General features: G+C 74.9%; 24 protein-coding genes. 11 read left to right on the top strand and 13 right to left on the bottom strand.

The window, feature by feature from the left end; genetic code table 11:
• Positions 1 to 138: 138 nt before the first annotated feature.
• Positions 139 to 1,233 (bottom strand): catalase family protein, encoded by a 1,095-nt coding sequence (locus tag LPC08_RS11350; RefSeq protein ID WP_230452778.1) that lies wholly within the window; start codon positions 1,231 to 1,233, stop codon positions 139 to 141.
• A gap of 230 nt (positions 1,234 to 1,463) precedes the next feature.
• Here LPC08_RS11350 and LPC08_RS11345 point away from each other — a divergent pair, with 230 nt between their 5' ends.
• Positions 1,464 to 1,925, top strand: coding sequence for a hypothetical protein (locus LPC08_RS11345; RefSeq protein WP_230452777.1), 462 nt, complete (start codon positions 1,464 to 1,466; stop codon positions 1,923 to 1,925).
• Positions 1,926 to 2,008: 83 nt separating this feature from the next.
• Here the strand turns inward: LPC08_RS11345 and LPC08_RS11340 are convergent, their stop codons facing one another.
• Positions 2,009 to 3,097 carry an alpha-hydroxy acid oxidase gene (locus LPC08_RS11340; protein WP_441295839.1) on the bottom strand — a complete coding sequence of 363 codons (1,089 nt, stop codon included), beginning with the start codon at positions 3,095 to 3,097 and terminating at the stop codon, positions 2,009 to 2,011.
• Between the two features lie 128 nt (positions 3,098 to 3,225).
• Here LPC08_RS11340 and LPC08_RS11335 point away from each other — a divergent pair, with 128 nt between their 5' ends.
• On the top strand, positions 3,226 to 4,518 hold the full coding sequence (locus tag LPC08_RS11335; RefSeq protein WP_230452776.1) for an MFS transporter: 1,293 nt from the start codon (positions 3,226 to 3,228) through the stop codon (positions 4,516 to 4,518).
• A 127-nt stretch (positions 4,519 to 4,645) separates the two neighbouring features.
• On the opposite strand, the gene LPC08_RS11330 is transcribed toward LPC08_RS11335, so the two are convergent.
• From LPC08_RS11330 to LPC08_RS11290, 9 genes are all read right to left on the bottom strand, one after another.
• Positions 4,646 to 6,073, bottom strand: a complete 1,428-nt coding sequence (locus LPC08_RS11330; protein ID WP_304622084.1) for a DEAD/DEAH box helicase — start codon at positions 6,071 to 6,073, stop codon at positions 4,646 to 4,648.
• 248 nt (positions 6,074 to 6,321) lie between these two features.
• A complete protein-coding gene (locus LPC08_RS11325; RefSeq protein ID WP_230452775.1) occupies positions 6,322 to 6,597 on the bottom strand; it encodes an acylphosphatase in 276 nt (91 codons plus the stop codon).
• Positions 6,594 to 7,301, bottom strand: coding sequence for an ATP12 family chaperone protein (locus LPC08_RS11320; protein WP_230452774.1), 708 nt, complete (start codon positions 7,299 to 7,301; stop codon positions 6,594 to 6,596). Before LPC08_RS11320 ends, LPC08_RS11325 begins: the two co-directional genes overlap by 4 nt.
• A gap of 49 nt (positions 7,302 to 7,350) precedes the next feature.
• The gene (locus LPC08_RS11315) at positions 7,351 to 9,855 is read right to left on the bottom strand and encodes an AsmA family protein (RefSeq protein ID WP_230452773.1); all 2,505 of its coding nucleotides are present in this window, start codon (positions 9,853 to 9,855) and stop codon (positions 7,351 to 7,353) included.
• Positions 9,855 to 10,826 carry an RluA family pseudouridine synthase gene (locus tag LPC08_RS11310; RefSeq protein WP_230452772.1) on the bottom strand — a complete coding sequence of 324 codons (972 nt, stop codon included), beginning with the start codon at positions 10,824 to 10,826 and terminating at the stop codon, positions 9,855 to 9,857. The genes LPC08_RS11315 and LPC08_RS11310 overlap by 1 nt, the downstream gene beginning before the upstream one ends.
• 120 nt (positions 10,827 to 10,946) lie before the next feature.
• Complete coding sequence (locus LPC08_RS11305) at positions 10,947 to 12,323, bottom strand: replication-associated recombination protein A (protein WP_230452771.1); 1,377 nt, start codon at positions 12,321 to 12,323, stop codon at positions 10,947 to 10,949.
• 310 nt (positions 12,324 to 12,633) lie between these two features.
• Positions 12,634 to 13,005 (bottom strand): hypothetical protein, encoded by a 372-nt coding sequence (locus tag LPC08_RS11300; protein ID WP_230452770.1) that lies wholly within the window; start codon positions 13,003 to 13,005, stop codon positions 12,634 to 12,636.
• A gap of 8 nt (positions 13,006 to 13,013) precedes the next feature.
• A complete protein-coding gene (gene moaA, locus LPC08_RS11295) occupies positions 13,014 to 14,006 on the bottom strand; it encodes a GTP 3',8-cyclase MoaA (protein WP_230453057.1) in 993 nt (330 codons plus the stop codon).
• Positions 14,007 to 14,160: 154 nt separating this feature from the next.
• Positions 14,161 to 14,340, bottom strand: a complete 180-nt coding sequence (locus LPC08_RS11290) for a DUF3553 domain-containing protein (RefSeq protein WP_230452769.1) — start codon at positions 14,338 to 14,340, stop codon at positions 14,161 to 14,163.
• A 153-nt stretch (positions 14,341 to 14,493) separates the two neighbouring features.
• Between LPC08_RS11290 and LPC08_RS11285 the strand changes: the two genes are divergently transcribed.
• From LPC08_RS11285 to LPC08_RS11260, 6 genes are all read left to right on the top strand, one after another.
• Positions 14,494 to 15,099: a histidine phosphotransferase family protein gene (locus LPC08_RS11285; protein ID WP_230452768.1), complete on the top strand. Its 606-nt coding sequence runs from the start codon at positions 14,494 to 14,496 to the stop codon at positions 15,097 to 15,099.
• A gap of 90 nt (positions 15,100 to 15,189) precedes the next feature.
• Complete coding sequence (locus tag LPC08_RS11280) at positions 15,190 to 17,766, top strand: hybrid sensor histidine kinase/response regulator (RefSeq protein ID WP_230452767.1); 2,577 nt, start codon at positions 15,190 to 15,192, stop codon at positions 17,764 to 17,766.
• Between the two features lie 4 nt (positions 17,767 to 17,770).
• A complete protein-coding gene (locus LPC08_RS11275) occupies positions 17,771 to 18,241 on the top strand; it encodes a chemotaxis protein CheW (protein ID WP_230452766.1) in 471 nt (156 codons plus the stop codon).
• Between the two features lie 5 nt (positions 18,242 to 18,246).
• The gene (locus LPC08_RS11270) at positions 18,247 to 18,648 is read left to right on the top strand and encodes a response regulator (protein ID WP_230452765.1); all 402 of its coding nucleotides are present in this window, start codon (positions 18,247 to 18,249) and stop codon (positions 18,646 to 18,648) included.
• Positions 18,645 to 19,814 (top strand): chemotaxis-specific protein-glutamate methyltransferase CheB, encoded by a 1,170-nt coding sequence (gene cheB / locus LPC08_RS11265; RefSeq protein WP_230452764.1) that lies wholly within the window; start codon positions 18,645 to 18,647, stop codon positions 19,812 to 19,814. The genes LPC08_RS11270 and cheB overlap by 4 nt, the downstream gene beginning before the upstream one ends.
• Positions 19,811 to 20,635, top strand: a complete 825-nt coding sequence (locus LPC08_RS11260) for a CheR family methyltransferase (RefSeq protein ID WP_230452763.1) — start codon at positions 19,811 to 19,813, stop codon at positions 20,633 to 20,635. The genes cheB and LPC08_RS11260 overlap by 4 nt, the downstream gene beginning before the upstream one ends.
• A gap of 124 nt (positions 20,636 to 20,759) precedes the next feature.
• Here LPC08_RS11260 and ctrA read toward each other — a convergent pair whose 3' ends face one another.
• Positions 20,760 to 21,512 (bottom strand): response regulator transcription factor CtrA, encoded by a 753-nt coding sequence (gene ctrA, locus LPC08_RS11255; RefSeq protein WP_230452762.1) that lies wholly within the window; start codon positions 21,510 to 21,512, stop codon positions 20,760 to 20,762.
• Positions 21,513 to 21,646: 134 nt separating this feature from the next.
• Between ctrA and LPC08_RS11250 the strand changes: the two genes are divergently transcribed.
• Genes LPC08_RS11250 through LPC08_RS11240 form a run of 3 tightly spaced genes read left to right on the top strand, consistent with a single transcriptional unit; the run spans position 21,647 to position 24,351 of the window.
• Positions 21,647 to 22,969, top strand: a complete 1,323-nt coding sequence (locus LPC08_RS11250) for a FliI/YscN family ATPase (RefSeq protein ID WP_230452761.1) — start codon at positions 21,647 to 21,649, stop codon at positions 22,967 to 22,969.
• Entirely contained in the window at positions 22,966 to 23,361 is a 396-nt protein-coding gene (locus tag LPC08_RS11245; protein WP_230452760.1) for a hypothetical protein, read from the top strand. Before LPC08_RS11250 ends, LPC08_RS11245 begins: the two co-directional genes overlap by 4 nt.
• A 45-nt stretch (positions 23,362 to 23,406) precedes the next feature.
• Complete coding sequence (locus LPC08_RS11240; protein ID WP_230452759.1) at positions 23,407 to 24,351, top strand: nucleoside hydrolase; 945 nt, start codon at positions 23,407 to 23,409, stop codon at positions 24,349 to 24,351.
• 6 nt (positions 24,352 to 24,357) lie between these two features.
• Here the strand turns inward: LPC08_RS11240 and LPC08_RS11235 are convergent, their stop codons facing one another.
• Entirely contained in the window at positions 24,358 to 25,017 is a 660-nt protein-coding gene (locus LPC08_RS11235) for a carbonic anhydrase (RefSeq protein ID WP_230452758.1), read from the bottom strand.
• Positions 25,018 to 25,067: the final 50 nt, after the last annotated feature.

Here is a 25,067-nt window from a genome sequence, read left to right as displayed (position 1 = left end):
TCCCCGTCGCCCCGGCAGGCCGGCCCGGCGCCGGCCGCTCGCCGGCGACGGTGGTGGAGGGTCCCTTCGGTCCCTAACCTCTGTCAACCAGGCGACGGGGCCGGTCCGCGCGCGAATCGTTCCCGCCGTGGGGGCTGCTCAGGCCGGCAGCCGCTCCGACGGCGCCGGGGCATGCAGGGGACAGCCGTTCAGCCGCGACCGCAGCGCCGCCGAGGCCTCATAGGCTGGCTTGCGCGCCCGCATCACCGAGCCCAGCGGGCGGTGATCCGCCAGGGCGTGCCAGGGGCTGAAGGACAGGCGGTCGTCGACCACCTTGGCCCGTCCCTTGCTCCAGCCCGTCTGGCGCGGCACGCTCAGCGTCGCCACGGCGCGGTAGGGGCTCTCCTCCTCGGGCCAGAGGACGGAGGCATCCTCGATCGGCATCGTCTCCAGATCCGTGCAGAGCTGCACGCGCAGCTCCCATTCCCCGCCCTGCTTGGCGAAGTAGGCGTTGATCGCCTCGCGCAGCGCGTCCGGATGGCCGCCGGTCTCGACCGCCTGGTCCTTCAGCGCCTTCAGCGCAGGCGAGACCGGCGCCAGCGACAGCTTCGCCATGTAGGGGCCGTAGAGGATCGGGACCTGGGTGTAGAAGGTTTCGCCCAGCGGATGGGTGCGTGGATGGCCGCCGAGGGTCTTCAGCGTGGCGCTCTCGCCGCCCACCGCCTCGACCGTCGCCTCCGCCCCCCGCAGCACGGCGGCCACCGCCTTCTTCAGCACCTGCGGGGAGTCGGTGGTCTTCGCCAGCAGCTTCAGCGTGCCGAGGAACTTCTTCGCGTTCGGCACGGCGAAGGCGGGGCCGTTCACCATGACGAAATCCTGCACCGTGCCGCCCGAGTCGCCCGGCACCCGCGCGCCCTCCACGCCCAGCACCTTCATCGCCAGGCCGCGCGGCAGGCCGATGCTGTCGTCCAGGATGTCGCCCGGGTTGGTGGAGATCCGCAGGATGACGGGATAGGTCGCCGGGTGGCGGAACAGTCCCTGGGCCAGCGCCTCTGGCAGGCCGCCCAGCACCCGCAACTCCCCCTGCAACAGCCCGTGGCTCTTGGCATGGACGCTGCGCAGGGCATGGCCGCTGTCCTCGTAGACGGTGCGGATGATGCCCTCCAGCGTCTCCACCAGCTCGCGCTGGGTCTCCGCCTCGTCCGGTTCGGGCGTCTCGAAGGCGGGCTGGTAGCGCAGCGGGGTGGCGGCCATGCGGGGGTCCGTGTGCGGGGCGGCCCGCCGGATCGCGGGCCCCGGACACGCCAGCGCGGCGCGGCGGGGGGAAGTTTCCGCCGGCGGAAGGGGTCGCCGCCGGGGGTTGCGGCCGGGACGTCCCGCCCCGACCTGCCGCGGCGAAGGGCAGGCCGGCCGGAGCGGGCGGCCGCCGGGCCGCGCCTGCCGCGGCCAGGGAGGAAACCGCCGGAAACCAGCCCGGAGACGCCATGCGAAACCTGATCCCCGTCACCCTGCTGCTGCTCGCCTCCTGCGGCGCCCATGTCGCGGAGGAGGGCCGGGAGCAGCTGGTCGGCATGAAGGCCGACGACCTGCAATCCTGCGCCGGCATCCCGACGCGGACGAAGCGCCTGGACCCGCGGACGGAGCTGTTCAGCTACGAGCAGAAGAACGACAACCGGGGCGGCGTGTCGATGAGCCTGCCCATGCTGGGCGGCTTCACCATCGGTGGCAGCGGCTCCTACTGCACCGCCCTGTTCCGGCTGACGGACGGGCGGGTGACGGGCGTCCGCTACACCGGGGACAACGACGACACCTTCGGCCGCGAGGGAGTCTGCGCGCCCATCGTGCGCGGTTGCCTGCGGCACGGCCGGGAGCCGGATGCGGTGCTGCCGCCGGAACCCGCGCGGGCGCCGGGCCGCGATCCCGGGAGCAGCCTCCGGGCCGGCTGATCGCGGCCGGCCCTGGAGCGTGAGTCACGCGCCGAGACAAAGGCTGGACCACGATCCCCGCTCCCGCGAGCGGGGATCGTGGCCTAGGGTTCGCCGGCGGCGCGCCAGAGCACCTGCGGCCCGATCGCGGACAGGTCCCGGCAGCCGGTGAGGGCCATCGCCGTCTCCAGCTCGGTCAGCAGGATTTTCAGCATGTGCGCCACCCCGACCGCCCCACCCACGGCCAGGGCATGGAGCTGCGGCCGCCCCACCAGCACCGCCCGCGCGCCGAGGGCCAGGGCCTTCAGGATGTCCGTCCCGCGCCGGATGCCGCCATCGAGCAGCACCGGCACCCGCCCCGCGACCCGCTCCGCCAGGGGCGGCAGCAGGTCGATCGTGGCGGGCAGCCCGTCCAGCGCCCGTCCGCCATGGTTGGACAGGACGATCCCGGCCGCGCCTTCGGCCACGGCGCGCTCCGCATCCTCCGGGTCGGTGACACCCTTCAGCAGCAGCGGCAGCCGCGTGACCCCGCGTAGCCAGGCGACGTCGCGCCAGGTCGCGGCGCCGTCCAGCAGGCCGGCGAAGACGGCGCTCTCGGTCATGCCGGCCCGGTTCGGCGGGGCAGGGGGCAGGCCGCGCAGATGCACCGCCTCGATCCCCGGCGGCGTGGCGAAGCCGGCCCGCGCCTCGCGGTTGCGGATGCTGACCGGGGCATCGACGGTCAGGACCAGGGCGGTGCAGCCGGCGGCCTCCGCCCGCTCCACCAGGGCGCGGGTGAAGCCGCGGTCGTGCTGGAGGTAGAGCTGGAACCAGAGCGGCGCCCCCGCGCCGCCGGCCCGCAGCCGCGCCGCGACCTGCTCCACCGGCAGGCTGGACTGGGTGCTCAGCACCATCCCCGCGCCCAGCGCGGCGGCACCCAGCGCCGTGGCGGCCTCGCCCTCCGGATGGGCCAGGCGGTGGAAGGCGGTGGGGGCGAGGAGGACGGGGTGCCGCAGCGCCTCGCCCAGCAGGGTCAGGCGGGTATGGGCGCCCGCCATCTCCGCCAGCACGCGCCCGCGCAGCCGCATCCGGTCGAAGGCCGCGCGGTTCCAGCGCAGCGTCAGCTCGTCCGCCGCCCCGCCGGAGATATAGGCCCAGGTGCCGGGGTCCAGCCGGTCGCGCGCCGCCGCCTCGTAGTCGGCGAGGCTGACGATGCCGGGCGGGATGATCGGGGCGGCGCTCAGGGGGTGGCTCCTTCCGGCGATGCCCGGGCTGCGGGGCGTCCGGGGGCGATGGCCGTCGCGGCTTTGCAGAGCCGGCCGCGGCGTGCAAGGTCCGGGCGATGCCGCGCCAGTCCCCGCCAGCCTCCCTGGCCTCGACCCTGCCCGTCGTCGCCGCCCTGCTCGCCGGCTTCGGCCTGTTGCAGATGGGCAATACCCTGCAGGGGACGCTGCTCGCCGTGCGCGGCGGGATGGAGGGGTTCCCCACCACCGTGATCGGGCTGATCGGCGGCGGCTTCTTCGCCGGGATGATGGCCGGGTCGCTGGTGGCGGGGCGGATGATCCGGGCGGTGGGGCAGACGCGCAGCTTCGCCGCCCTGGCCTCGCTCGCCTCCATGGTGCCGCTGATCCACCTGCTGTGGCGGGATCCGGCGGCCTGGGTGATCGCGCGCGCCCTGACCGGCTTCTGCTTCGCCGGGCTGTTCATGGCGGTGGAGAGCTGGCTGAACGGCGTCGCCGCCAACGAGGTGCGCGGCCGCATCCTGTCCGTCTACGGCATGACGGGCCTGGCCGCCGGGGTGGTGGGGCAGCTCCTGCTGCCGGTGGCCGATCCCGGCGGCTACACGCTGTTCTGCCTCGTCTCCATCCTCCTGACGGCCGCGGTGGTGCCGGTGGCGCTGTCGCAGGCGCAGGCCCCGGCGGTGCCGCCGGCGGAGACCCATGCGAACCTGTTCCGGCTCTACGCGCAGTCGCCCTTCGGCCTGGTCTCGGCCCTGCTCTGCGGCGCCAGCACGGGGGCCTTCTTCTCGCTCGGGCCGGTCTTCGCCCAGGGCAGCGGGCTGTCGTCCTCGGGGGTCGCCGTCTTCATGGCGGCCGGCGCGACCGGCGCGGCGCTGATGACCTGGCCGCTGGGCCACCTGTCGGACCGGGTGGACCGCCGCACGCTGGTGGTCGCGATCGCGCTCGTGGCGGCGGGGGTGCTGAGCGCGATGGTGCTGCTCACCCCCGGCGGCGTCGATAGCTGGGTTCTCTACGCGCTGGTCTTCGTCTTCGGGGGCGTGGTGGTGCCGACCTACAGCGTCGTGCTGGCCCATGTGAACGACATGGTGCGGCCGGAGGAGTTCGTCTCCGCCTCGGCCGGGATGCTGATGGTCCAGGGGGCCGGCGCGGCCCTGGGGCCGGTGGCGGCGGGGGCGGCGATGTCCGCCGTCGGCCCGCGCAGCCTCGTCTGGATGGTGGTGGCCGCGCAGCTGATGATCGTCGCCTGGGGCGTCTGGCGCCGCGTCCAGGGGCCGGCCCCGGCGACGAAGGGCGACTTCGCGGTGCAGCCGCCCCTGCCGGTGGGAACGGAGCTGATCGCGGCGCACCAGGACAGCCGGCGCCAGGAACGGCTCGCCCCGGCGGCGTCAGCCTGACCGGGCCGCCCCCGGGCCGCCAGGAGTCCCGGTATGGAAGGGAAGCCTGCCGGCGGGGCCGGCGGCCAGCCCCGCGCGGTGCCGTCCCGCGCCATGCCGGCCCGCCGCGGGGGCGGGCCGCAAGCGGTCAGTGGCGGCCGGAGCCGCTGTCCCGGAAATCGCCGTCGCGCCAACGGCGGTCCTTGCCGCTGTCGTCGCGCCGGGGTTCCTCGCGTCGCATCGCCCGGGCGTCCTGCGCCGGGCGGGGGCCGGCAGGCCCGGCCCCGCGGCGGCCCTCGGCGGCACGGCCATGCGGCGCGTGGTCGGCGCCGCGGCCGTGGTGCGGGGCGCCGCGACCCTGGCCGGGGCGCTGCCCCTGACCCTGGCGCTGGCCCTGACGCTGGTTCTGGCCCTGCGCCACCCGGTGCGGCATGCGCGGCGCCGGGCCGGTGGGGATGTCGCCCTCGGCCGGCACGGACTGGCGCGTCAGCTTCTCGACGGCGCGCAGCAGCGGCACCTCGTCCGGGGTGACCAGCGCCACCGCCTCGCCCGAGGCGCCGGCGCGCGCGGTGCGGCCGATGCGGTGGACATAGGTCTCCGGCACGTCCGGCAGGTCGTACTGGATGACGTGCGTCACGCCGGAGACGTCGATGCCGCGCGCGGCGATGTCGGTCGCGACCAGGATCGGCGCGGTGCCGCGCTTGAAGGCGTCGAGCGCGCGCTCGCGCTGGCCCTGGCTCTTGTTGCCGTGGATGGCGTTGGAGGCGAGGCCGTCCAGCTCCAGCTGCTTCACGATGCGGTCGGCGCCGTGCTTGGTGCGCGAGAAGACCAGGGCGCGGCCCACGCCCTCGCCGCGCAGCAGGTCGGCCAGCACGCGGCGCTTGCCGTCGCGGTCGACGTGGATGGCGCGCTGGTTCACCCGCTCGGCGGTGGTGGCGACGGGCGTCACCTCGACCTTGACGGGCTCGCGCAGCAGGTCCTTGGCGAGCGAGGCGATGGCCTCCGGCATGGTGGCCGAGAAGAACATCGTGTGCCGCTGCTTCGGCAGCATCCCCGCGATGCGGCGGATCGAGGGCCAGAAGCCGCGGTCGAGCATCTGGTCCGCCTCGTCCAGCACGAAGGCGTCCAGCCCGTCGAGGCGGCAGTGGCGGGTGTTGATGTGGTCGAGCAGCCGGCCCGGCGTCGCCACGATGATGTCCACGCCCTGCGCCAGCGCCCGCTTCTGCGGGTTCTCCGGCACGCCGCCGAAGACCAGCGCGGTGCGCAGGCCCAGGTGACGGCCATAGGCACGGATGCTGTCGTGGATCTGCGAGGCCAGCTCGCGCGTCGGCGAGAGGATCAGCGCGCGGCAGCCGGTGGGCTGGGCGCGGCGCTTGTCGGAGGCCAGCCGGTGCAGCAGCGGCAGGGCGAAGGCCGCCGTCTTGCCGGTGCCCGTCTGGGCGATGCCCAGCACGTCGCGGCCTTCCAGCGCGGCCGGGATGGCCTGGGCCTGGATCGGGGTGGGGGTGGAGTAGCCCTCCTCCTCCAGCGCGCGCAGCAGCGGCGCGGCGAGGCCGAGGGATGCGAATTCGGTCATAAGGTGTCTTGCGGTCCGGGAGGCACCGGGCCTTCGGCGGCCGGGAGTGCCTCGAGCGGGCCGCATACGACGCGAGCGGCGGCCCTGGTGTCGTCATCCCCCCGCGGGGCCCGGAACAGGGGCCCGCACGCGTCCGGGGGAGCTACCCGGCGCGAATCGCCGGTGTCGCCAAGATGGCTTGCTGCGGTGCGGCATGCAAGCCCGGCGATGCGGCCGCGCCCCAGCCCCGCGCCGCGAGCGGAGGAGGCTCAGGCGGTGGGCTGACGCAGGAAGCCAGGGCCGTCCGGCGGATCGGCGAAGCTCTCGTCCAGCTCGTCCACCCGGGCCAGGGGCGGGCCGCGGCGGCAGGCATTCACCACCTCCCGCACGGCATCCTCGTCGCCGGAGAGCAGCGCCTCCACCGAGCCGTCCAGCCGGTTGCGGACCCAGCCGGCCAGACCGTGCGCCCGCGCGGTCCCCAGCAGCCAGTCGCGGTAGCCCACGCCCTGCACCCGGCCCCGGATACGCAGCCGGCGCGCGCTCATGCCGCCCTGGCCAGGTGCAGCAGGCGATCCGCCAGCGCGACATCCGCCGCCGCCCGCACGCGCCGCGCCGCGGCCTCGGCATCCACGCCCCAGAAGGCCTCCTGATGGGCCTCGTCCAGCGTGGCCAGCCGGTGCGCCTCCGCCGCGTCCAGCCGGCCGCGCGACAGGGCGAGGCCGAGCACGAGGCTGCCCAGGGCCGGGACCGCGACACCCAGCGCCGCCAGCTCCAGCGGGGTATGCGCCACCACCGCCCGGCGCAGCGCCGCGAGCGAGGCCGGGTCCTGGTCGACCGGCATCAGCCCGGTCGTCACCCGCAGCAGCGCGTCCAGCTCCAGCGCCGCCCAGTCCAGCAGCGGCTGCCAGTCGCGCGCCTGCTTCTCCGCCAGGGCGCGCTCCGTGGCGCGGTAGCAGAGCAGGTCGGTCGCGCCATAGGCGGCGATGGCCTCCACGCTTGGCGCCGGATCGGGTGCGATGCGGTCCTGCGCCGTGCCGATGAGGCGGGTCAGCGGCAGCTCCTCCAGCGAGGCCTCGCCACCCCGGGTACCGCCGGCGCGGCGCCATTCCTCGGCCACCGCCTCCGCCAGGGAGCGGCGCGGCAGTCGCAGCCCGCCGCCGCCCGGCAGCCGCAGCGGCCGCCCGTCCAGCGCCACGCCGAAGCCGTCCGGCAGCTCGGCCACCGCGGCATCATCCCAGAAACGCTTCATGGCGGCAGATGTAGGGTGCCGGCCGGCAAAGCGGAAACCTTCCCCGCGATCAGCGCCCGAGCAGGCCACGCAGCAGATCCTGGACCCGGGGCGCCGGGACGCCACTGCTGGGGGCCGCCGGGGCGGCCGCATCCGGCGCGGCCGCCCCGGCTGGCAACGGCCCCTCCCGCCCGCCGCGCGCGGCGCGCAAGGGTCCGGCGCAGTCCACCGGCCCGCTCCCCGCCGTGGCGCCCAGCAGCGAGCCCAGCACGGCACCGGCCTGCCCGCCCTGGCGCGCCGCCAGCCCGCCCAGCGCCGCGGCCGCGGCGGCCCCGGCCGCCTCGGGATCGACGCGCGGCTGCGGGGCGGCCAGCGTGCCCAGGACGCGCAGCGGGGCGCTGACCTCCACCCGCCCGATGCGGGTGCGCGGCAGCAGCCGGAGGTCGAGCGATTCGTTTCGCAGGTCGATGCGGCCGGCGCCGCCCGCGCTGCCCAGCGGCGTGTCGAGCAGCAGCACCGGCACCTGCGCCACGCCGTCCTGTGCCTCCAGCCGCACCGCGAGGCAGCGGAGCGGCACCCAGCCATTGGCAGGGAGGTTCGGCAGCACTTGCCGGCGCAGCCCGCCCCAGCGGTCCAGCAGCGCGCCGGCCAGGCGCCCATCCACCATCGTCAGGCCGAGCGGGCCGTCCAGCGTGGCGGCCCACTGCCGCAGGTCGGCGCCCTGGCCGGAGAGGTCGGCCTCCAGCTCCAGCCGCCCTTCGATCAGGGGCGGCTGCCCCAGCGCGGCCAGGATCGGTGCGACCTCCAGCCCGGGAGCGCCGGAACGCAGCGACACGGACAGGGCCGGGGGCGACTGCGCCGCATCCGCTTGCGCCGTCAGGCTGAGGGTCCCGCCGGGCCCGGTGACCGTCGCCGGCTCCAGCGTCAGGCGCCCCTGCTCGAGCCGGGCGTGGGCCTCCAGCCCGGACCAGTCCAGCCCGCCGGCCCGCAGCGTGGCGATCCGCAGCGAGGCGGTGCCCGACGCCTGCCGCAGCGCCGCCACCGGCAGCGGCGTCGCGGGAATGACCCGGCGCGGGGAGGGCGGGGCGGCGGCCGGGATAGGGGCCGAGGGATCGGCTGCCGGGTCGCGGGCGGGCGGGCGGGAGGCGAGGGGGATGGCATCCAGGTCGAGCCGCGCGAGGGCGGCGGACGCCTCCAGATGCACGGGCGCGCCGGGCCGCAGCAGCACCTGGCCTTCCTGCAACTCCGCCTGATCGGCGGTCAGGCGCAACCGGTCGATGCGGATGGCGCCGTCCGCCTGCCCCGTGACGCGGGCGGAGGCGGAGAGGTTGCGCAGCCCCGGCAGGGGGAGGCGGCCCGCCACGCCAACCGGCAACAGGTCCTCGGCGGTCAGCTCGAAGCGCGCCGACAGGCCTTGGGACCGCATCCCCGGCAGCCCGCCCTCGGCAAGGACCCGAAGGCCAGCCCCCCGCAACAGCGCATGGAAGGAGAGTGGGCCATTCCGCCGTAGGGCATCGATCGGCGGCAGGTCGGCACTCCAGTCCAGCCCGAGCTCGGCCAGCTGCAGGGCACCGCGCGCGTAGAGCGGCGCGCCCAGCCCGGCTGCCCTGGCCTCCAGCGGACCGACGGAAAGATCGGGCGCGAGGCCGGGCAGGGCCAGCCGCTGCACGCCGAGCCGCATGTCGGAGGGGCCGCCGGGGCTGAGCGAGGCGGCAAGGGTGATGCCCTCGGCGACCGGAAGGGGGGCCGAGGGCGGCAGCAGCGGCGCCAGGGTGGCGAGGCGGTCGGCGGCGATCTGCAACAGGCCCTGAGGCGCCCCGCCGGCCAGCTTGCCGTCGAACCCCGCCTGCAGCCCGTCACCGGTGACGGCGATAGTGAAGGGCCAGGGCGGGCCGGACTGGGGCGATAGCAGGGCGGCGAGGGTGCCGCCACGCAGCTGCGCATGCAGCGTCAGCCCGCGCAGCACCATCCCGGCCTGGCCCTGGAGAGTGTCGTCCGGCTGGGCCTCCAGCGTCAGCTGGGGCAGGGCCAGCGTCTCCACCAGCCCTGTCCGCACATCCCTGAAGGTCGCCGTGCCGTCGGTGACGGCGACCTGACGGATGTTCAGGCTGAAGCCGCCGCGCGGGGCGGAGCCCGGGTCGCTCCTCCCCGGGCCGCCCGGCACGGCCTGCCGCGGCGTCGGCGCGAGCAGCCAGTTGGGCCGGCCGGCGGCGTCGCGCTCCAGCATCAGCCGCGGCGAGACGAGCGACAGCTTGCGGATCTCGATCTCCCGGTGCAGCAGCGGCAGCAGCGCCACCTGCACCTCCACCCGCTGCGCCGTGAACAGGGCCGGGTCCGCCCCGCCCGGATGGTTGGCCAGGCTCGGCCCCTCCAGCGTCACCGTGGGCACCAAGCATGGAACGAAGCGGACCGGGCCGGAGAGGGTGAAGGTCCGGCCGGTCGCCTGGGTGACCGCCGCTTCCACCCGGGCCCGCAGCATCTCCCCGTCGAGCAGGATCCAGCCGGCACCGACGGCGAGCACGGGCAGCCCGAGCAGCAGCCCGAGCAGGACCCAGGGCCAGAGACGGCGGCGCATCAGCGTAAGCGGCGGGGCTTGGGTGTCTTCGGCCGGTCGAAGCCCAGGAAGCCGAAGGTCTCCGACATGTGCGGTGGCAGGGCCGCCGTCACCTCCAGCGTCCCGCCCTCCGGGTGAGGGACCGCGATGGCGCGGGCGTGCAGGTGCAGCTGGCCGGGCAGTCCCTCCAGATGCGCGGCGGCGCCGCCATACTTGCCGTCGCCCAGGATCGGGGTCTTCAGCGCCGCGGCGGCATGGACGCGGAGCTGGTGGGTCCGCCCGGTCAGCGGCTGCATCTCCAGCCATGCGGCATGGCCGCGCGCGGCGTCGAGGGTCCGGAAATCCGTCACGGCGCGCGTGCCCTCCTCGCCCTCGGTGGCCGGGGCGGTGCGCTCGCCGCGTGGGCCGCCCTGCCGCGTCAGCGGAAGGTCGATGCGCCCGTCCTGCGGGGTGGGGTTGCCCACCACCACCGCCCAGTAGGTCTTCTCCGCGTCGCGGCCCCGGAAGGCGGCGGCGAGCTTCGCGGCGGCGCCGGGGGTGCGCGCCAGCAGCAGGACGCCGGAGGTGTCGCGGTCCAGCCGGTGCACCAGGCGAGGCCGCTCCTCCGACCCGAAGCGCAGCGCATCGAGCATGGCATCGAGGTTGCGGGTGATCCCGGGCCCGCCCTGCACCGCCAGGCCGTGCGGCTTGTCCAGCGCGATCACCGAATCGTCGCGGTACAGCACCAGCCGCTCCAGCATCGCCGCGTCCCGGTCGGACACCGCCTTGCGCGCGACCGGTGCCGGCGACTCCGGCATCGGCGGCACGCGCACCGCCTGGCCGGCGGCGAGGCGGGTGTTTGCCTCCGCCCGCTGCCCGTCCACGCGGATCTGGCCGGTCCGGAGCATCTTCTGCAGCGCGCCCTGGGTCAGGGCCGGGAAGTGACGGCGGAACCAACGGTCGAGGCGCGTGTCGGCCTCATCCGGCGAGACGGTACGGGTGGCAACGGACATGGCGCTAGCATAATGGTTGCGCGCCGCAGCGACCAGTTCGCCCCCCGGAACCGCGGCTTCGCCCGGCACCGTTCCCGCCACGCTGCCCCCGCCCCGGCCGATGCGGGGACCGGCGGCCGGTCAGTCCCCGCTCCGGCGCTGCCGCCGCAGGGCGTCGAGCCGTTCGAGATGCGCGCCCACCGCCGCCTCCGCGCCCCGGCCCGTGGGACGGTAGAAGCGCATCCGCCCCATCCCCTCGGGGAAGTAGTCCTGGCCGGAGAAACCTTCCTCCGTGTCGTGATCGTAGGCGTAGTCGCGGCCATAGCCGATCTGCTTCATCAGCTTCGTCGGCGCGTTCAGGATATGGGCGGGCGGCATCAGGCTGCCCGTCTCCGCCGCCGCCGCCTGGGCGGCCTTCCAGGCGAGGTAGGCGGCGTTGGACTTGGGTGCGGCGGCGAGGTGCAGGACGAGCTGCGCCAGTGCCAGCTCCCCCTCCGGCGAGCCCAGCCGCTCGTAGGTCTCCCAGGCGGCGATGGCCAGCGGCAGGGCGCGCGGGTCGGCGGCGCCGACATCCTCGGACGCGAAGCGGGTCAGGCGCCGGGCGATGAAGCGCGGGTCCTCGCCGCCCTTCACCATCCGCGCGAACCAGTACAGCGCCGCATCCGGGTCGGAGCCGCGCAGCGACTTATGCAGCGCCGAGATGAGGTTGTAGTGCTCCTCCCGGTCCTTGTCGTAGAGCGCCGCGCGCCGGGCCAGCAGCGCGGCCAGCCCGGCCGGGTCCAGCGGCGCCGTCCCCTCCGGCAGGGCGAGGAGCTGCTCCGCCAGGTTCAGCAGGTAGCGCCCGTCGCCATCCGCCATGGCGCGCAGCGTCGCCCGCCCTGGCTCGTCCAGCGGCAGCGGCCGGCCGGCCTCCGCCTCGGCCCGGTCGATCAGCAGGTCCAGCGCGGCATCGTCCAGCCGGCGCAGCACCATCACCTGGCAGCGCGAGAGCAGCGCGCCGTTCAGCGCGAAGGAGGGGTTCTCCGTCGTCGCGCCGACCAGGGTCACGGTGCCGTCCTCCACCACCGGCAGGAAGCCGTCCTGCTGGGCGCGGTTGAAGCGGTGGATCTCGTCCACGAAGAGCAGCGTGCCCTGGCCGTTCTGGCGCCGGGCGCGGGCCTCGTCGAAGGCGCGCTTGAGGTCGGCCACACCGCTGAACACCGCGGAGAGGGGGGCGAAGCGCAGCCCCGCCGCCTCGGCCAGCAGCCGGGCGATGGTGGTCTTGCCCACCCCCGGCGGCCCCCAGAGGATCAGCGAGGCCAGCGCGCCCCGGTCCAGCATGCGGCGGAGGGCGCCAGCCTCGTTCCCCGGGGGGCCGAGCAGGTGGTCCTGGCCCACCACCTCCTCCAGCGTGCGTGGGCGCAGCCGGTCGGCGAGGGGGCGGGCGATGTCCGGGGCGGGTCCGGCGGGGTCGGGCTCCGCGCCGGGAGTCGGGCCGAAGAGGTCGGGGGCGGGGCCGGCGCGCTTGGTGGGCGGCATGATGGGGGAGGTTAGCGCAGGAGGGGGCGAGGGGCGATTCCGGGGGGATAGGTGGGGGTGCGGATCGGGGGATATGGGCGGATGCTGCTCGGGGTGGTCATGGGGCACGGAACATGATGGGGCCTGCCGGGACCACGATGACGGCGGCGGTTCATCCCCGCGAGCGCTGCGAGCACCCTTCCCGGATGCTCCTGAAAACAGCGCCATTTTGAACGATCACCGGACGCACCGGCGGGGACGCCCGTTCCCCTGGCCCGGCACCGTCCTCCCGCAGGATGCCGCCGTGAAAAGCCGCCCCGGCCGGGCACCCCTACCGGAACCGCGGCTCCTGCCGCATCCCGCGCCCGTCCGGGGTGACGGGCGGCGGCGGGATGGGCGGGCTGGCGCGCAGCGGCCGCGTGTCCCGCACCGGGCCGAGGCGGGGCGGCGCCTCTTCCCAGCCCTCGTCCATCGGCGGCCGGCGCCCGCCCGGCTCGGGCAGTCGCATGGCGAGCAGGCGGATCTCCTGCTGGATCTCGTCCAGCTGCGCCTCGATCCCCTCCAGCCGCCCCTTCACTCCGAAGACGCTGAACGGCATCAGCAGGAAGGCGATGGCCGCCAGCAGCGCCAGCAGCAGCACGATCAGACCGCTCCACTCCGGCAGCCCCGGGATGGCCAGGCGGGCGACGAGATCGGCGGTCATGGGGCGGCTCAGCCTCCGGTGACGGACATGTGGCGCGCGACCGCGGGGCGGGCCTGTCGGCGGTCGATGACGAAATCGTGACCACGCGGCTTACGGGTGATGGCCTCCCGGATCGCGTCGCGCAAGCCCTCCTCGCCCAGTCCGGGGTCGCGCAGCGCCCGGCGCAGGTCGGCGGCGTCCTCCTGCCCCAGGCACATGTACAGCGTGCCGGTGCAGGTCAGTCGGACCCGGTTGCAGCTTTCGCAGAAATTATGGGTCAGCGGCGTGATGAAGCCCAGGCGCCGGCCGGTCTCCGCCACGTCGAAATAGCGCGCCGGACCGCCGGTGCGGTGGCTGCTTTCCGTCAGCGTCCAGCGCTCGCGCAGGCGGGACCGGACGGTGGAGAGCGGCAGGTACTGGTCGGTGCGGTCGCCGGAGATGTCGCCCAGCGGCATGGTCTCGATCAGGGTCAGATCGAAGCCGTGCTCGCCGCACCACTCGACCATGCGGTCGAACTCGTGCTCGTTCACGCCCTTCAGCGCCACGGCGTTCAGCTTCACCGCCAGCCCGGCCGCCTTCGCGGCGAACAGCCCCTCCAGCACCTTGTCCAGCTTGCCCCAGCGGGTGACGGCGGCGAAGGCGTCGGGATCCAGCGTGTCGAGCGAGACGTTGATCCGCCGCACCCCGGCGGCGAAGAGGTCGCCCGCCATCCGCGCGAGCTGGGTGCCGTTGCTGGTGACCGTCAGCTCGCGCAGCCCGCCGCCGTTCAGCCGGGCGCCGAGGCCGCGGAAGAGGGACAGCACGCCGCGCCGCACCAGCGGCTCGCCGCCGGTGAGGCGGATCCGCTCCACGCCCAGATCGATGAAGGCGCCGCAGAGCCGCTCCAGCTCCTCCAGGCTCAGCACCTCGGATTTCGGGAGGAAGGTCATGTCCTCCGCCATGCAGTAGACACAGCGGAGGTCGCAGCGATCCGTCACCGAGACGCGCAGGTAGCTGACCCGGCGGCCGAAGGGATCCACCAGCGGCCCCGGCCGCGCGGCCATGCCGGGGATGGCCGCGCGCGGATTCGCCAGATCCGGGGACAGGAGGTCGGTGCTCACCAAGCCGATGTGGCCGGGCGCGCCGGCCCCCGCAAGACCCTTTCGCCCCGGCGCGGACGGGGCGGCGGCCGGCGCGTCAGCGGGCAGCGTCCTCGACGATCTCCAGCACCACCTGGCGGCCCTGGATCAGCAGCTTGCCCGCATTCTCGAAGTTGACGGTGATGCGGTCCCCGACCACCGACTGCACCTGGCCGAGGCCCCAGTCCGGGCGGCCGGGGTGACGCACGCGCATGCCGGGCTCGATCAGCTCGTTCATGGGATGGCAGGCTGCGCCAGCCGCGCGGCGGATGCCAGGGGTTCCCCCTGGCCGCCGACCGCCCGGCGTAATTGTGTCACAGTGGCAAGGTAAACCATTGGTCAAGGAAAAGTCTGCCAGGAGGTTACGCTCGTTCAGGATGGAGCCGGACCGATGCACCAGGATCTCGCCGCGGCAGGCGACCTAGGCCTCGCCCAGGATCTGTGTGCCCGGCTGTGCCATGACCTGGGTGGGCCGCTCGGCAGCGTGACCGGCGCGCTGGAGCTGCTGGAGCAGGAGCCGGAGGCCGCCTCGGTCGCCCGCGACAGCGCGGAGGCCATGGGCCACCGGCTGCGGCTCTGGCGGCTCATCATGGGCGGCGGCGGGGCGCTGGCCCGGGAGGAGCTGGGCCTGGTCCTGGGCGGCGCCCTGCCCGGCGGCCGGACGCAGGTGGACGTCTCCGGCCTGCCGGCGGAGGAGTTGTCGGCGGAGCTGGTCCGGGCCCTCCTGGCCGCCGCCCTGCTGGGGGGGGAGGCGTTGCCGCGCGGCGGCGTGGTGCACGTGGCGGGCGATGCGAGCGGGGTTGCCGTCTGGCCCGAGGGGCGGGGCTCCGCCTGGTCCCCCGCCCTGACCGCCGCCCTCGCGGGGGAGCCGGTCTGCGGCCCCCGCACCGTGCTGGCCCCGCTGCTGCTGCGCCTGGCGGCGCAGGCCGGGATGCGGGTGGAACTGCTGCTCGGCGCCTCGGCCGAGGCCGCGCCGCTGGTGCTGCGCGCGGCCTGACCACCGGGGCGCGGCCCCGCCTGCCGCCGGCCTTTCACCGAATCTTTCCCTCGCCCCCGCATCCTGCCGTGAGCAAGCGCGGGTGCCACGATGGACGAGCTGATCGCCGACTTCCTGACGGAGACCCACGAGGGACTCGCCGCTCTGGACGTGGCGCTGGTGCGCCTGGAGAGCACGCCGGGCGATGCCGCCACCCTCTCGGAGATCTTCCGGCTGGTGCACACCATCAAGGGCACCTGCGGCTTCCTCGGGCTGGCGCGGCTGGAACGGGTGGCGCACGCGGCGGAGAGCCTGCTCGGCCAGATCCGCGACGGGGCGCTGGCCGCCACGCCGGATGCGGTCACGCTGGTGCTGTCCGCCATCGACCGCATCCGGGCCCTGATCACCGCGATCGAGGCGGCGGGTGCCGAGCCGGCGGGCGAGGACGGGGCGCTGATCGGCGCGCTGGAGGCGGCGACACGCGGCGAATGGTCCCCGCCGCCACCGGGCGCCGCGCCCGGCGCCACCGATGCCGCCGCCGCCGGGGACGGGGCGGCGGCGCCTGCCGCCGTCCCGGAGGCGGCAGGTCCCGCGGCACCGCAGACCATCCGCGTCTCGGTGGAGGTGCTGGAGGAGCTGCTGGTCCAGGCGGGCGAGCTGGTGCTGACCCGCAACCAGCTGCTGCAGCTGGCGCGGGACCGCGACGACGCCGCGCTCTCCGCCGCGCTGCAACGCCTCAGCCACGTCACCTCCGAGCTGCAGGAGGGCGTGATGAAGACGCGGATGCAGCCGATCGGCCATGCCTGGAACACGCTGCCCCGGCTGGTGCGCGACCTGTCGCGCGAACTGGGCAAGCGCATCGCGCTGGAGCTGCGCGGCGAAGGCACGGAACTGGACCGCCAGGTGCTGGAGCTGATCAAGGACCCGCTGACCCACATGGTCCGCAACAGCGCCGACCACGGGCTGGAGGACCCGGCGGCGCGGCGGGCGGCGGGCAAGGCGGAGACCGGGCGCATCCTCCTCGAGGCCTGCCACGAGGGCGGGCACATCCTGATCCGGCTGAGCGACGACGGGCGCGGGCTGGATCTGACCCGCATCCGCGCCAAGGCGCTGTCGCAGGGGCTGGCGGGCGAGGCGGAGCTGGCCGCCATGGGCGAGCGGGAGGTCCAGCGCTTCATCTTCCACCCCGGCTTCTCCACCGCGGCCAGCGTCACCGCGGTGTCCGGGCGCGGCGTCGGCATGGATGTGGTGAAGACCAACGTCGAGCGGATCGGCGGCACCATCGAGGTCGAGTCCACGCCCGGCCGGGGCACGCGCTTCGCCATCCGCATCCCGCTGACCCTCGCCATCATCTCCGCGCTGATCGTGGCGGCGGGGGGGCACCGCTTCGCCCTGCCGCAGGCCGGCGTGGTGGAGCTGGTGCGGCTCGGCGAGGCCGGGCAAGGCGCGCGGATCGAGCGGATCGGCGACGCGCCGGTGCTGCGGCTGCGCGACCACCTGCTGCCGCTCGTCTCCCTCGCCCGGCTGCTGCGGCTGGAGCAGGCCCCCGGCCCCGCTGGCGCGGCGGCGGGGCCGGCCCGGCCCGAGGGCGACGGCGTGATCGCCGTGACCCAGGTGGGCGCGCAGCGATTCGGCCTGATCCTCGACCGGGTCTTCGACATCGAGGAGATCGTGGTGAAGCCGGTGGCGCCGATCCTGCGCCATGTCACGGTTTTCGCCGGCAGCACGATCCTGGGCGACGGCTCGGTCATCATGATCCTGGACGCCAATGGCGTCGCCCGGGCGGGCGGGCTGGGCGACGGGCGGGCCCAGGCGGAGGGCGCCGCAGAGCCCGACCTGGCGGCGGGGCTGCGCGCCTCGGACGGCACGGCGCTGCTGCTGGTCGCGGCCGGGGGCGGCGCGCCGAAGGCGGTGCCGCTGGGGCTGGTGGCGCGGCTGGAGGACATCGACGCCGGCAGCATCGAGCAGACGGGGGGCGGGCCGGTCCTGCAGGACCGGGGCGTGCTGATGCCGCTGGTTCCGGTGGACCCGGACTGGCGGCGGGGCGCGCCGGGCACCCGCCAGGCCGTCCTCGTCTTCCGCGACGGCGAGCGTTCGCTGGGGCTGATGGTGGACGCGATCCTCGACGTGGTGGAGCAGCCGCTGCGGATCGAGGGCGGGGAAGGGCGGCCGGGCTATCTGGGCACCGCCATCGTCGCCGGCGCGGCGACGGAGGTGCTGGACGCGGTCTGGTGGCTGCGCCGGGGCACGGCGGACTGGTTCGGCGCGACGGCGGCGGCATCGGCGCGCGTGCTCGTCGTGGAGGACAGCGGCTTCTTCCGGCACATCGTGGTGCCGGCGCTCTCCGCCGCGGGCTACGCGGTCACGGCGGCGGAAAGCGCGGAGCAGGCGCTGCGGCTGCGCGAGGCCGGGATCGGCTTCGATGCGATCATCTCCGATATCGGCCTGCCGGGGGTGGACGGCTTCGGTTTCGCCCGGGCGGTGCGGCAGTCCGGTGCCTGGTCGGGGCTGCCGCTGATCGCCCTGACGGCGCAGACCGATCCCGCGGCGGTGCGCCGCGGGCAGGAGGCGGGCTTCACCGACTACGTCGCGAAGTTCGACCGCGAGGCCCTGCTGACCTCGCTGCGGCAATGCCTGGAGGCGCGGGGGCTGGAAGCCGGCGCCGCGGCGATGCGGGGGGAGGGCTGACGGCATGTCGGACAAGGCGCCGGGCCATGCCCGCGAGACGGAGGTCTTCCTGACCCTCGGCGTGGCCGGGCAGCTCTGCGGCGTGCCGGTGCAGGGCGTGCGCGACGTGCTGGCGCCCCAGGCGATCTCGCGCATCCCGCTGGCGCCCCCGGCGGTGGCCGGCAGCCTGAACCTGCGCGGACGGATCGTCACGGCGATCGACCTGCGCCGGCGCCTCGGCCTGCCGGATGCGGAGGCGGCCCCCATGCCGGTCGTGATGGAGCATGGCGGGGAGTTCTACGCGCTGCTGGCGGACGAGGTGGGCGACGTGGTTCGGCTGGCCGAAGCCGGCTTCGACGCGGTGCCGCCGACCCTGGCGGCCTCCTGGCGTGCCGCCTGCCGCGCCGTGCACCGCGACGTGCCGGGGCGGGAGGGGCGGTTGCTGGTGCTGCTCGACGTGCCCTGGATCATGGCGCTGCACGAGGTGGGAGGCTGACGGGGATGGAGCCGGTTCCGGGGGCGGCGCGGAGCTGCCTCGTGGTGGACGACAGCGCAGTCGTGCGCAAGCTGGCCCGCCGCCTGCTGGAGGGGCACGGCTTCGCCGTGCGCGAGGCGCCGGACGGCGCAAAGGCGCTGGGCGCGGTGCGGGAGGCGATGCCGGACCTGGTGCTGCTCGACTGGAACATGCCCGTGATGGACGGCCTCGAATTCCTCGGCCATGCGCGCCGCGAGTTCGGCCCGGACCACCCGGTGGTCATGCTCTGCACCACCGAGGCGAGCTTCGAGCGGATTCTGGAGGCGCTGACCCTCGGCGCGCAGGAATACATCATGAAGCCCTTCGACGCGGCGATCCTGCGCGACAAGCTCGCGCTGCTGGGCTTCGTCACGGACGGTTCCGCATGACGGGTGCGCTGCCGCCGGCGGAAGGGCCGGTGCGGGTGATGCTCTGCGACGACAGCCTGACGGCGCGCGCCGCCCTGTCGCGCATGCTGGAGGCGGATGCCGGAATCCGTGTCGTCGCGCGGGCGGGGGACGGCCGCGCGGCGCTGGCCGCCTTCGCCGCCATGCCCGCGGCGCAGCGGCCGGAGGTGGTGCTGCTGGACCTGGAGATGCCGGTGATGGACGGCATGACGGTCCTGCCCCTGCTGCTGGCCTGCACGCCGCGGCCGGCGGTCATCGTCGCCTCCGCCCTGACGCGGCGGGGGGCGGCGATCGCCATGGAGGCCCTGCGGGCCGGGGCTTCGGATGTGCTGCCGAAGCCGGACGCGGCGTCCGGCGGCGGCGCCTTCCAGGCGGAGCTGGTGGAGAAGGTGCGGGGGTGGGGCAGGATGCTGCGGGGCCGGGCGGACCGTGCCGCTGCCCGCCCCGCCACGGCCGCGGAGTCCCGGCCGGCGGCGCCCGACCTGCCGCGCCAGGCTCCGCGGCGGGCGGCGCGGGTGCTGGCGATCGGCAGCTCGACCGGCGGACCACAGGCGCTGGCGGCGCTGCTGCGGGCCCTGGCACCCGCGCCGCCGCCGGTGCCGATCCTCGTCGTGCAGCACATGCCGGCGGGCTTCACCGCCATGCTGGCCGACCACCTGTCGCGCGTGGGTGCCTTGCCGGTGGCAGAGGCGGTGGATGGCAGCCCGCTGCGGCCGGGCCGGGTGTTCCTGGCACCGGGCGACCATCACCTGCTGGTGGAGGCGGGGCCGGAGGAGCTGGTGGCGCGGGTGACCCGGGACCCGGCGGAGAACTTCTGCCGGCCGTCCGTGGACCCGATGCTGCGCAGCCTGGCGCGGGCCACCGCCGGGGCGGCAGTGGCGACGATCCTGACCGGCATGGGCTCGGACGGGCTGTCGGGCTGCCGGGCCCTGGTGTCGGCCGGCGGCCGGGTCCTGGCCCAGGACGAGGCCAGTTCCGTGGTCTGGGGCATGCCGGGGGCGGTGGCGCGGGCCGGCCTGGCGGAGGCGCTGCTGCCGCCGGACGCCCTGGCGGCGCGGCTGATGGCCGGCCCCTGGGATGCCTCGACGGGCGCCTCGCCGGTCCGGCGGGGGACAGGACCGGCGCCGCTGCTGGCGGCTGGCGCATGAGCGCCGCCTTCGCGGAGATCGCCGCGCTGGTCCGTGCGCGGGCCGGCATCGTGCTGACCGAGGACAAGGGCTACATGCTGGACACCCGCCTGGGATCGGTGCTGCGCCGACATGGGCTGGCGGACCTGGATGCCCTGGCGGCCCGGCTGCGTGCCCCGCTCTCCGGCCCGTTGGCGACCGAGGTCACGGAAGCCCTGACCACCAACGAATCCTCCTTCTTCCGCGACGGCCGGCCGTTCGAGCATCTGCGCTCGGCGCTGCCGAAGCTGGCCGCCGCGCGGCCGGCCGGCCAGCGGCTGCGCCTCTGGTCGGCGGCGTGCTCGACGGGGCAGGAAGCCTATTCGGCCGCCATGATCCTGCGGGGCCTCGCCCCGCTGCTGGGCGGGCGCGGCGCCGAGATCCTGGGGACGGATCTGAGCCGGGAGGTGGTGGCCCGTGCCCGGGAGGGCCTGTTCACCCAGTTCGAGGTCCAGCGTGGCCTGCCGGTGCAGATGCTGGTGCAGCACTTCCGGCAGGAGGGGGGACGCTGGCGGATCTCCGCCCCCCTGCGGGAGATGACCCGCTTCGAGGTCGGCAACCTGCTGGATGACCAGCGCGGGCGCGGGACCTTCGACGTGATCTTCTGCCGCAACGTCCTGATCTACTTCGACCCGCCGACCAAGCGCCGCGTCCTGGAGATGCTGGCGGACCGGCTGGCGCCGGATGGGGTGCTCTACCTGGGCGGCGCGGAGACGGTCCTGGGCCTGGGGACGCGGCTGGTCCCCGTGCCTGGCGAGCGCGGCCCGCATGTCCTCGCATCGTCGCTGAGCCTGGCCGGTTGAGGCTCAGGGCAGGGCGGTCGCAGCGGGCCCATCCGTGCGCAGGGCCGGAGGGCGGGGGGCCATGATCGTCCGGTGCATCTGCCGGTGTCGGGCAGGGGCGGGGTGCCGCCCCTGCCACGGAGTGTCAGGCGGCGGCCGCCACCCCGCCGGAGGGGTCCGGGCCCGGGCTGGGGGAGAGGCCAGCGGCCAGCTTCGGCGGGAGGCTGCGCGGATCGCGGATGACATAGCCGCGGCCCCAGACCGTGCCGATCAGGTCGGAGCAGCCGGCCTGGGACAGCTTCTTGCGCAGCTTGCAGATGAAGACATCGATGATCTTCACCTCCGGCTCGTCCATGCCGCCATAGAGGTGGTTCAGGAACGCTTCCTTGGTCAGCACCTGGCCCTTGCGCAGGGTCAGCAGCTCGAGGATCGCGTATTCCTTGCCGGTGAGATGGACCGGGGTGCCGTTCACCGTCGCCTCGCGCGAGCCGAGGTCGAGGCTCAGCTCCCCCACCGTCACCGTCGGCTGGCTGAAGCCCTTGGCCCGGCGGACGATGGCCTGGATGCGGGCGATCAGCTCCTGCTGGTTGAAGGGCTTCACGATGAAGTCGTCGGCGCCGACGCCGAACCCCTTCACCTTCGCCTGGGGCTGCGACAGGCCGGAGAGGATGAGGACGGGCGTGCCGACCCGGGCGGCGCGGAGGCGACGCACCACCTCGTAGCCCTCCATGTCCGGCAGCATGATGTCCAGGATCACGATGTCGTAGTCGTAGACCCTGGCCAGCTCCAGCGCTTCCTCCCCCGTATCGGCGGAGTCCACGATCATCGCCGATGCCTTGAGCATCAGCCCGATGCCGCGAGCGGTGGTGAGATCATCTTCAACCAACAAGACCCGCATTTTCGGCTCTCCACACCTTATGCGTGTATAAAAGCGCAAACGGCACGCCGGTAAAGAGGTTTTCACGGTTCGTGCTGTAGAAAGATTCAGACAGGATTTAAAAAGGAAACATTCCTTTGGCGCCGATTTCATCCTTGCTGAGGACCACGGCCGATAACCTGCTGACAATTCCACAGGTCCGGGCGGCCGGGCATGTCGCCGCCGTCCGCGGCGCCATGGTCGATCTCGCGGGGTTCGAGCCTTCTCTCGCGGTGGGACACCGGGTACGGCTGCAGCGCGGGAGCGAGGTCCTGCACGCGGAGGTTGTGGGCGGGGCGCCGAATCGACTGCTGGCGTCGCTGCAGGGCTCTCCCGAGGGCGTCGCTCCCGGCCAGGCCGCCGTGTCCGTCGGTCCGTCCTTCCTGTGCCCGGGCGACCACTGGCTGGGCCGGGTGGTCGATCCGCTGGGACGGCCGATGGATGGCAAGGGGCCCCTTCCGCCGGGACCGCGCGCCCGCCCGCTGCGCGCCGCTCCGCCCGAGGCGGGGTTGCGGGCACGGCTCGGCCCGCGGCTTGATCTCGGCGTGCGGGCGCTGGATGCCTTCGCCACTTGCCGCAGCGGGCAGCGGCTGGGTCTCTTCGCGGCATCCGGCGTCGGCAAGTCCAGCCTGATGGCGATGCTGGCGCGCGGCGCGGGCTGCGACGTGACCGTGGTCTGCCTCGTCGGCGAACGCGGCCGGGAGCTGCGCGAGTTCCTGGAGGACGACCTCGGGGCGGCCGGGCTGGCCCGCAGCGTCGTCGTCTGCGCCACCTCCGACGCCTCGCCGCTGCTGCGCCGGGATGCAGCGCTGGCGGCGATGACGGTGGCGGAGCATTTCCGCGATGCCGGGCGGCGCGTGCTGATGCTGATGGACAGCGTGACCCGCTTCGCCATGGCGCTGCGCGAGATCGGCTTGGCGGCGGGCGAGCCGCCGACGACCCGCGGCTATCCCCCCAGCGTCTTCGCCGAGCTGCCGCGCCTGTTGGAACGCGCCGGGCCCGCGGCGGAGGGCTGCGAGGGCAGCATCACCGGCCTCTTCACCGTGCTGGTCGAGGGGGACGACCATGACGAGCCGGTTGCCGACGCCGTGCGCGGCATCCTGGATGGCCATGTCGTGCTGGACCGGGCGATCGGCGAGGGGGGCCGCTATCCCGCGGTGGACGTGCTGCGCTCGCTGTCCCGGACCGTGCCGGGCTGCCTGGAGCCGGAGGAGAGGCCGCTGCTGGCCCGTGCCCGGGCGATCCTCGCCCTGCACCGGGACATGGCGGACCTCGTGCGGCTCGGCGCCTATCGCGCCGGCACCGATCCGGCGGTGGACGAGGCGATCCGGCTGGCGCCCCGGATCGAGGAGGTGCTGCGCCAGGATCGCGGCGAGCGGGACTCGGTGCGGGGCGCCTTCGCCGCGCTGGCCGAGGCGATGTCGGAGGCCGAGGCGTGAGCCGCGACCCGCTGGCGGTGCTGGACCGGCTTCAGCGACTGCACCTGGACCAGGCGAGGCAGTCGCTGGGGGAGGCGCTGGGCAGGCTGCAGGCGGCGGAGCTGCGCCACGCCGTGGCGGAGGCCGCGCTGGTCAGCGAGGGCATGGCCGAGCCGCCGGGGGACTACGCCGCCTGGCTTCCGGCTGGCCTCGCCCAGCGGGATGCGGCCCTGGCGGGCCAGCAGCGCGCCGCGGCACGCGCCGAGGCCGCGCGCGAGGCGCTGGCCGGGGCCCGGGCCGCGCACCGGGCGGTGGAGCGGCTGCGCGACCTGCGCGCCGCGGCGACCGCCCGCCGGGCCGGGCGTGCGGCCCAGGCGGCGCTGGACGAGACGGCGCGGCGCCGGCCGGGATGACGTTCCGGGGATCGCGTCGGGGCGCCGGGCCCCTATGCTGGAGGGATGGTTGAATCGATCATCATCGACACCGATCCCGGTCAGGACGACGCCTTCGCCATCCTGCTCGCCCTGGCTTCGCCGGAGCTGGAGGTGCTGGGCCTGACCACGGTGGCGGGCAACGTTCCCGTCGCCACCACGGCCGCCAACGCCCGGCGCATCGTGGAGCTCGCCGGCCGGGCGGAGGTGCCGGTCTTCGCCGGTGCGGAGCAGCCGCTGCTGCGTCCCGCCCGCCACGCCGCCGAGGTGCATGGGCGGACGGGGCTCGACGGCTACGACTGGCCCGCGGCACGGCGCCCGGTGGCAGCGGCGCATGCGGTGGACTGGATGGTCGAGACGCTCGCCGCCCGGCCGGACGGCGCCACCACGCTGGTGCCGCTGGGACCGCTGACCAACATCGCCCTGCTGCTGCGGCGTGCGCCGGGCCTGGCCCGCAAGGTCCGCCGCATCGTGCTGATGGGCGGCGGCTTCTTCGAGGGCGGGAACATGTCCCCGGCCGCCGAGTTCAACATCCTCGTCGATCCGGAGGCGGCGGGCATCGTCTTCGGTGCCGGCATCCCGCTCGTCGCCGCGCCGATCGACTGCACCTATGGCGCCCCGACGCCGCCGGGCTGGGACGATGCGCTGGCGGCGCTGGGGACGCCGGTGGGCGACGCCTGCGCCGGGATGCTGCGGTTCTTCCAGCGCTACGGGAACGAGAAGTACGGCACCCAGACGCGCCCGCTGCACGACGCGCTGGCGGTCGGCTACCTGCTCTGGCCGGAGCTGTTCACCGGACAGCTGTGCAACGTCGAGGTGGAGACCGCCTCGCCGCTGACGCTGGGCATGACGGTGGTGGACTGGTGGCACGTCACGGACCGGCGCCGGAACTGCACCTGGCTGCGGCACTGCGACGCGCCGCGCTTCTACGCCCGCATGCTCGAGGCCCTCGCCCGGCTCCGGCCGGGCTGAACGGCGTCAGGGCGCGTCGCCGCCGCGGGGCCTGCCGTTCGGGACGTTGGTCTCCTCCAGCCGGATGGCATCCTCCGGGGTGCGCACCGTCACCTCCAGGTCGGTGACGAGGCCGTTCTCGATCGAATAGACCCAGCCATGGACGGACAGCGGCTGGCCGCGCGCCCAGGCATCCTGCACGAAGACGTCCGAGGCGACGTTGCGGACCTGGCGGATGACGTTCAGCTCGATCAGCCGGTCCAGCCGCTTCCGCTCCTCGCCGATCTCCACCAGCTCGCAGCGGAACTCCCGGTTCAGCTCGCGGATCGGGTGCAGCCAGTGATCGACGAGGCCGCGTCGCCGGCCGTCGATGGCGGCCGCGACACCGCCGCAGCCATAGTGCCCGACGACCAGGATGTGCTTCACCTTCAGCACGTCCACCGCGAATTGCAGCACGGAGAGGTAGTTGGCGTCCTGCGGCGGGGCGAGGTTGGCGACGTTGCGGTGGACGAACAGCTCGCCCGGGTCGAGGTCCACGATCTCGTTGGCGGGCACGCGGCTGTCGGAACAGCCGATCCACAGGTAGTCCGGCGCCTGCTGGCCCACCAGACGCTGGAAGAAGCCAGGGTCGGCACTGACCTTGCGGGCCGCCCAGCGCCGGTTGTTCGCCTTCAGATGGTCGAGCATGACGCCGCTCCTACACCGCGCGGCGGTTCGGTTGGCTCAGCGCCACGCGC

Source organism: Roseomonas sp. OT10 (genome assembly GCF_020991085.1).
In the GTDB taxonomy this organism is placed as follows: Bacteria; Pseudomonadota; Alphaproteobacteria; order Acetobacterales; family Acetobacteraceae; genus Roseomonas; species Roseomonas cutis.
Note: the sequence above shows the minus strand (reverse complement) of the source record. Positions and strands in the feature narration are given on the sequence as shown.

What these genes read in the sequence shown, in the direction of transcription:
- LPC08_RS11310 (WP_230452772.1), bottom strand. Translation starts at nt 10,826, where the DNA reads ATGTCCGTTGCCACCCGTACCGTCTCGCCGGATGAGGCCGACACGCGC.
- LPC08_RS11345 (WP_230452777.1), top strand. Translation starts at nt 1,464, where the DNA reads ATGCGAAACCTGATCCCCGTCACCCTGCTGCTGCTCGCCTCCTGCGGC.
- LPC08_RS11325 (WP_230452775.1), bottom strand. Translation starts at nt 6,597, where the DNA reads ATGAGCGCGCGCCGGCTGCGTATCCGGGGCCGGGTGCAGGGCGTGGGC.
- LPC08_RS11300 (WP_230452770.1), bottom strand. Translation starts at nt 13,005, where the DNA reads ATGACCGCCGATCTCGTCGCCCGCCTGGCCATCCCGGGGCTGCCGGAG.
- LPC08_RS11285 (WP_230452768.1), top strand. Translation starts at nt 14,494, where the DNA reads ATGCACCAGGATCTCGCCGCGGCAGGCGACCTAGGCCTCGCCCAGGAT.
- ctrA (WP_230452762.1), bottom strand. Translation starts at nt 21,512, where the DNA reads ATGCGGGTCTTGTTGGTTGAAGATGATCTCACCACCGCTCGCGGCATC.
- LPC08_RS11270 (WP_230452765.1), top strand. Translation starts at nt 18,247, where the DNA reads ATGGAGCCGGTTCCGGGGGCGGCGCGGAGCTGCCTCGTGGTGGACGAC.
- LPC08_RS11315 (WP_230452773.1), bottom strand. Translation starts at nt 9,855, where the DNA reads ATGCGCCGCCGTCTCTGGCCCTGGGTCCTGCTCGGGCTGCTGCTCGGG.
- LPC08_RS11350 (WP_230452778.1), bottom strand. Translation starts at nt 1,233, where the DNA reads ATGGCCGCCACCCCGCTGCGCTACCAGCCCGCCTTCGAGACGCCCGAA.
- LPC08_RS11235 (WP_230452758.1), bottom strand. Translation starts at nt 25,017, where the DNA reads ATGCTCGACCATCTGAAGGCGAACAACCGGCGCTGGGCGGCCCGCAAG.
- LPC08_RS11260 (WP_230452763.1), top strand. Translation starts at nt 19,811, where the DNA reads ATGAGCGCCGCCTTCGCGGAGATCGCCGCGCTGGTCCGTGCGCGGGCC.
- LPC08_RS11280 (WP_230452767.1), top strand. Translation starts at nt 15,190, where the DNA reads ATGGACGAGCTGATCGCCGACTTCCTGACGGAGACCCACGAGGGACTC.
- LPC08_RS11335 (WP_230452776.1), top strand. Translation starts at nt 3,226, where the DNA reads ATGCCGCGCCAGTCCCCGCCAGCCTCCCTGGCCTCGACCCTGCCCGTC.
- LPC08_RS11275 (WP_230452766.1), top strand. Translation starts at nt 17,771, where the DNA reads ATGTCGGACAAGGCGCCGGGCCATGCCCGCGAGACGGAGGTCTTCCTG.
- LPC08_RS11320 (WP_230452774.1), bottom strand. Translation starts at nt 7,301, where the DNA reads ATGAAGCGTTTCTGGGATGATGCCGCGGTGGCCGAGCTGCCGGACGGC.
- cheB (WP_230452764.1), top strand. Translation starts at nt 18,645, where the DNA reads ATGACGGGTGCGCTGCCGCCGGCGGAAGGGCCGGTGCGGGTGATGCTC.
- LPC08_RS11330 (WP_304622084.1), bottom strand. Translation starts at nt 6,073, where the DNA reads ATGACCGAATTCGCATCCCTCGGCCTCGCCGCGCCGCTGCTGCGCGCG.
- LPC08_RS11240 (WP_230452759.1), top strand. Translation starts at nt 23,407, where the DNA reads ATGGTTGAATCGATCATCATCGACACCGATCCCGGTCAGGACGACGCC.
- LPC08_RS11305 (WP_230452771.1), bottom strand. Translation starts at nt 12,323, where the DNA reads ATGCCGCCCACCAAGCGCGCCGGCCCCGCCCCCGACCTCTTCGGCCCG.
- LPC08_RS11290 (WP_230452769.1), bottom strand. Translation starts at nt 14,340, where the DNA reads ATGAACGAGCTGATCGAGCCCGGCATGCGCGTGCGTCACCCCGGCCGC.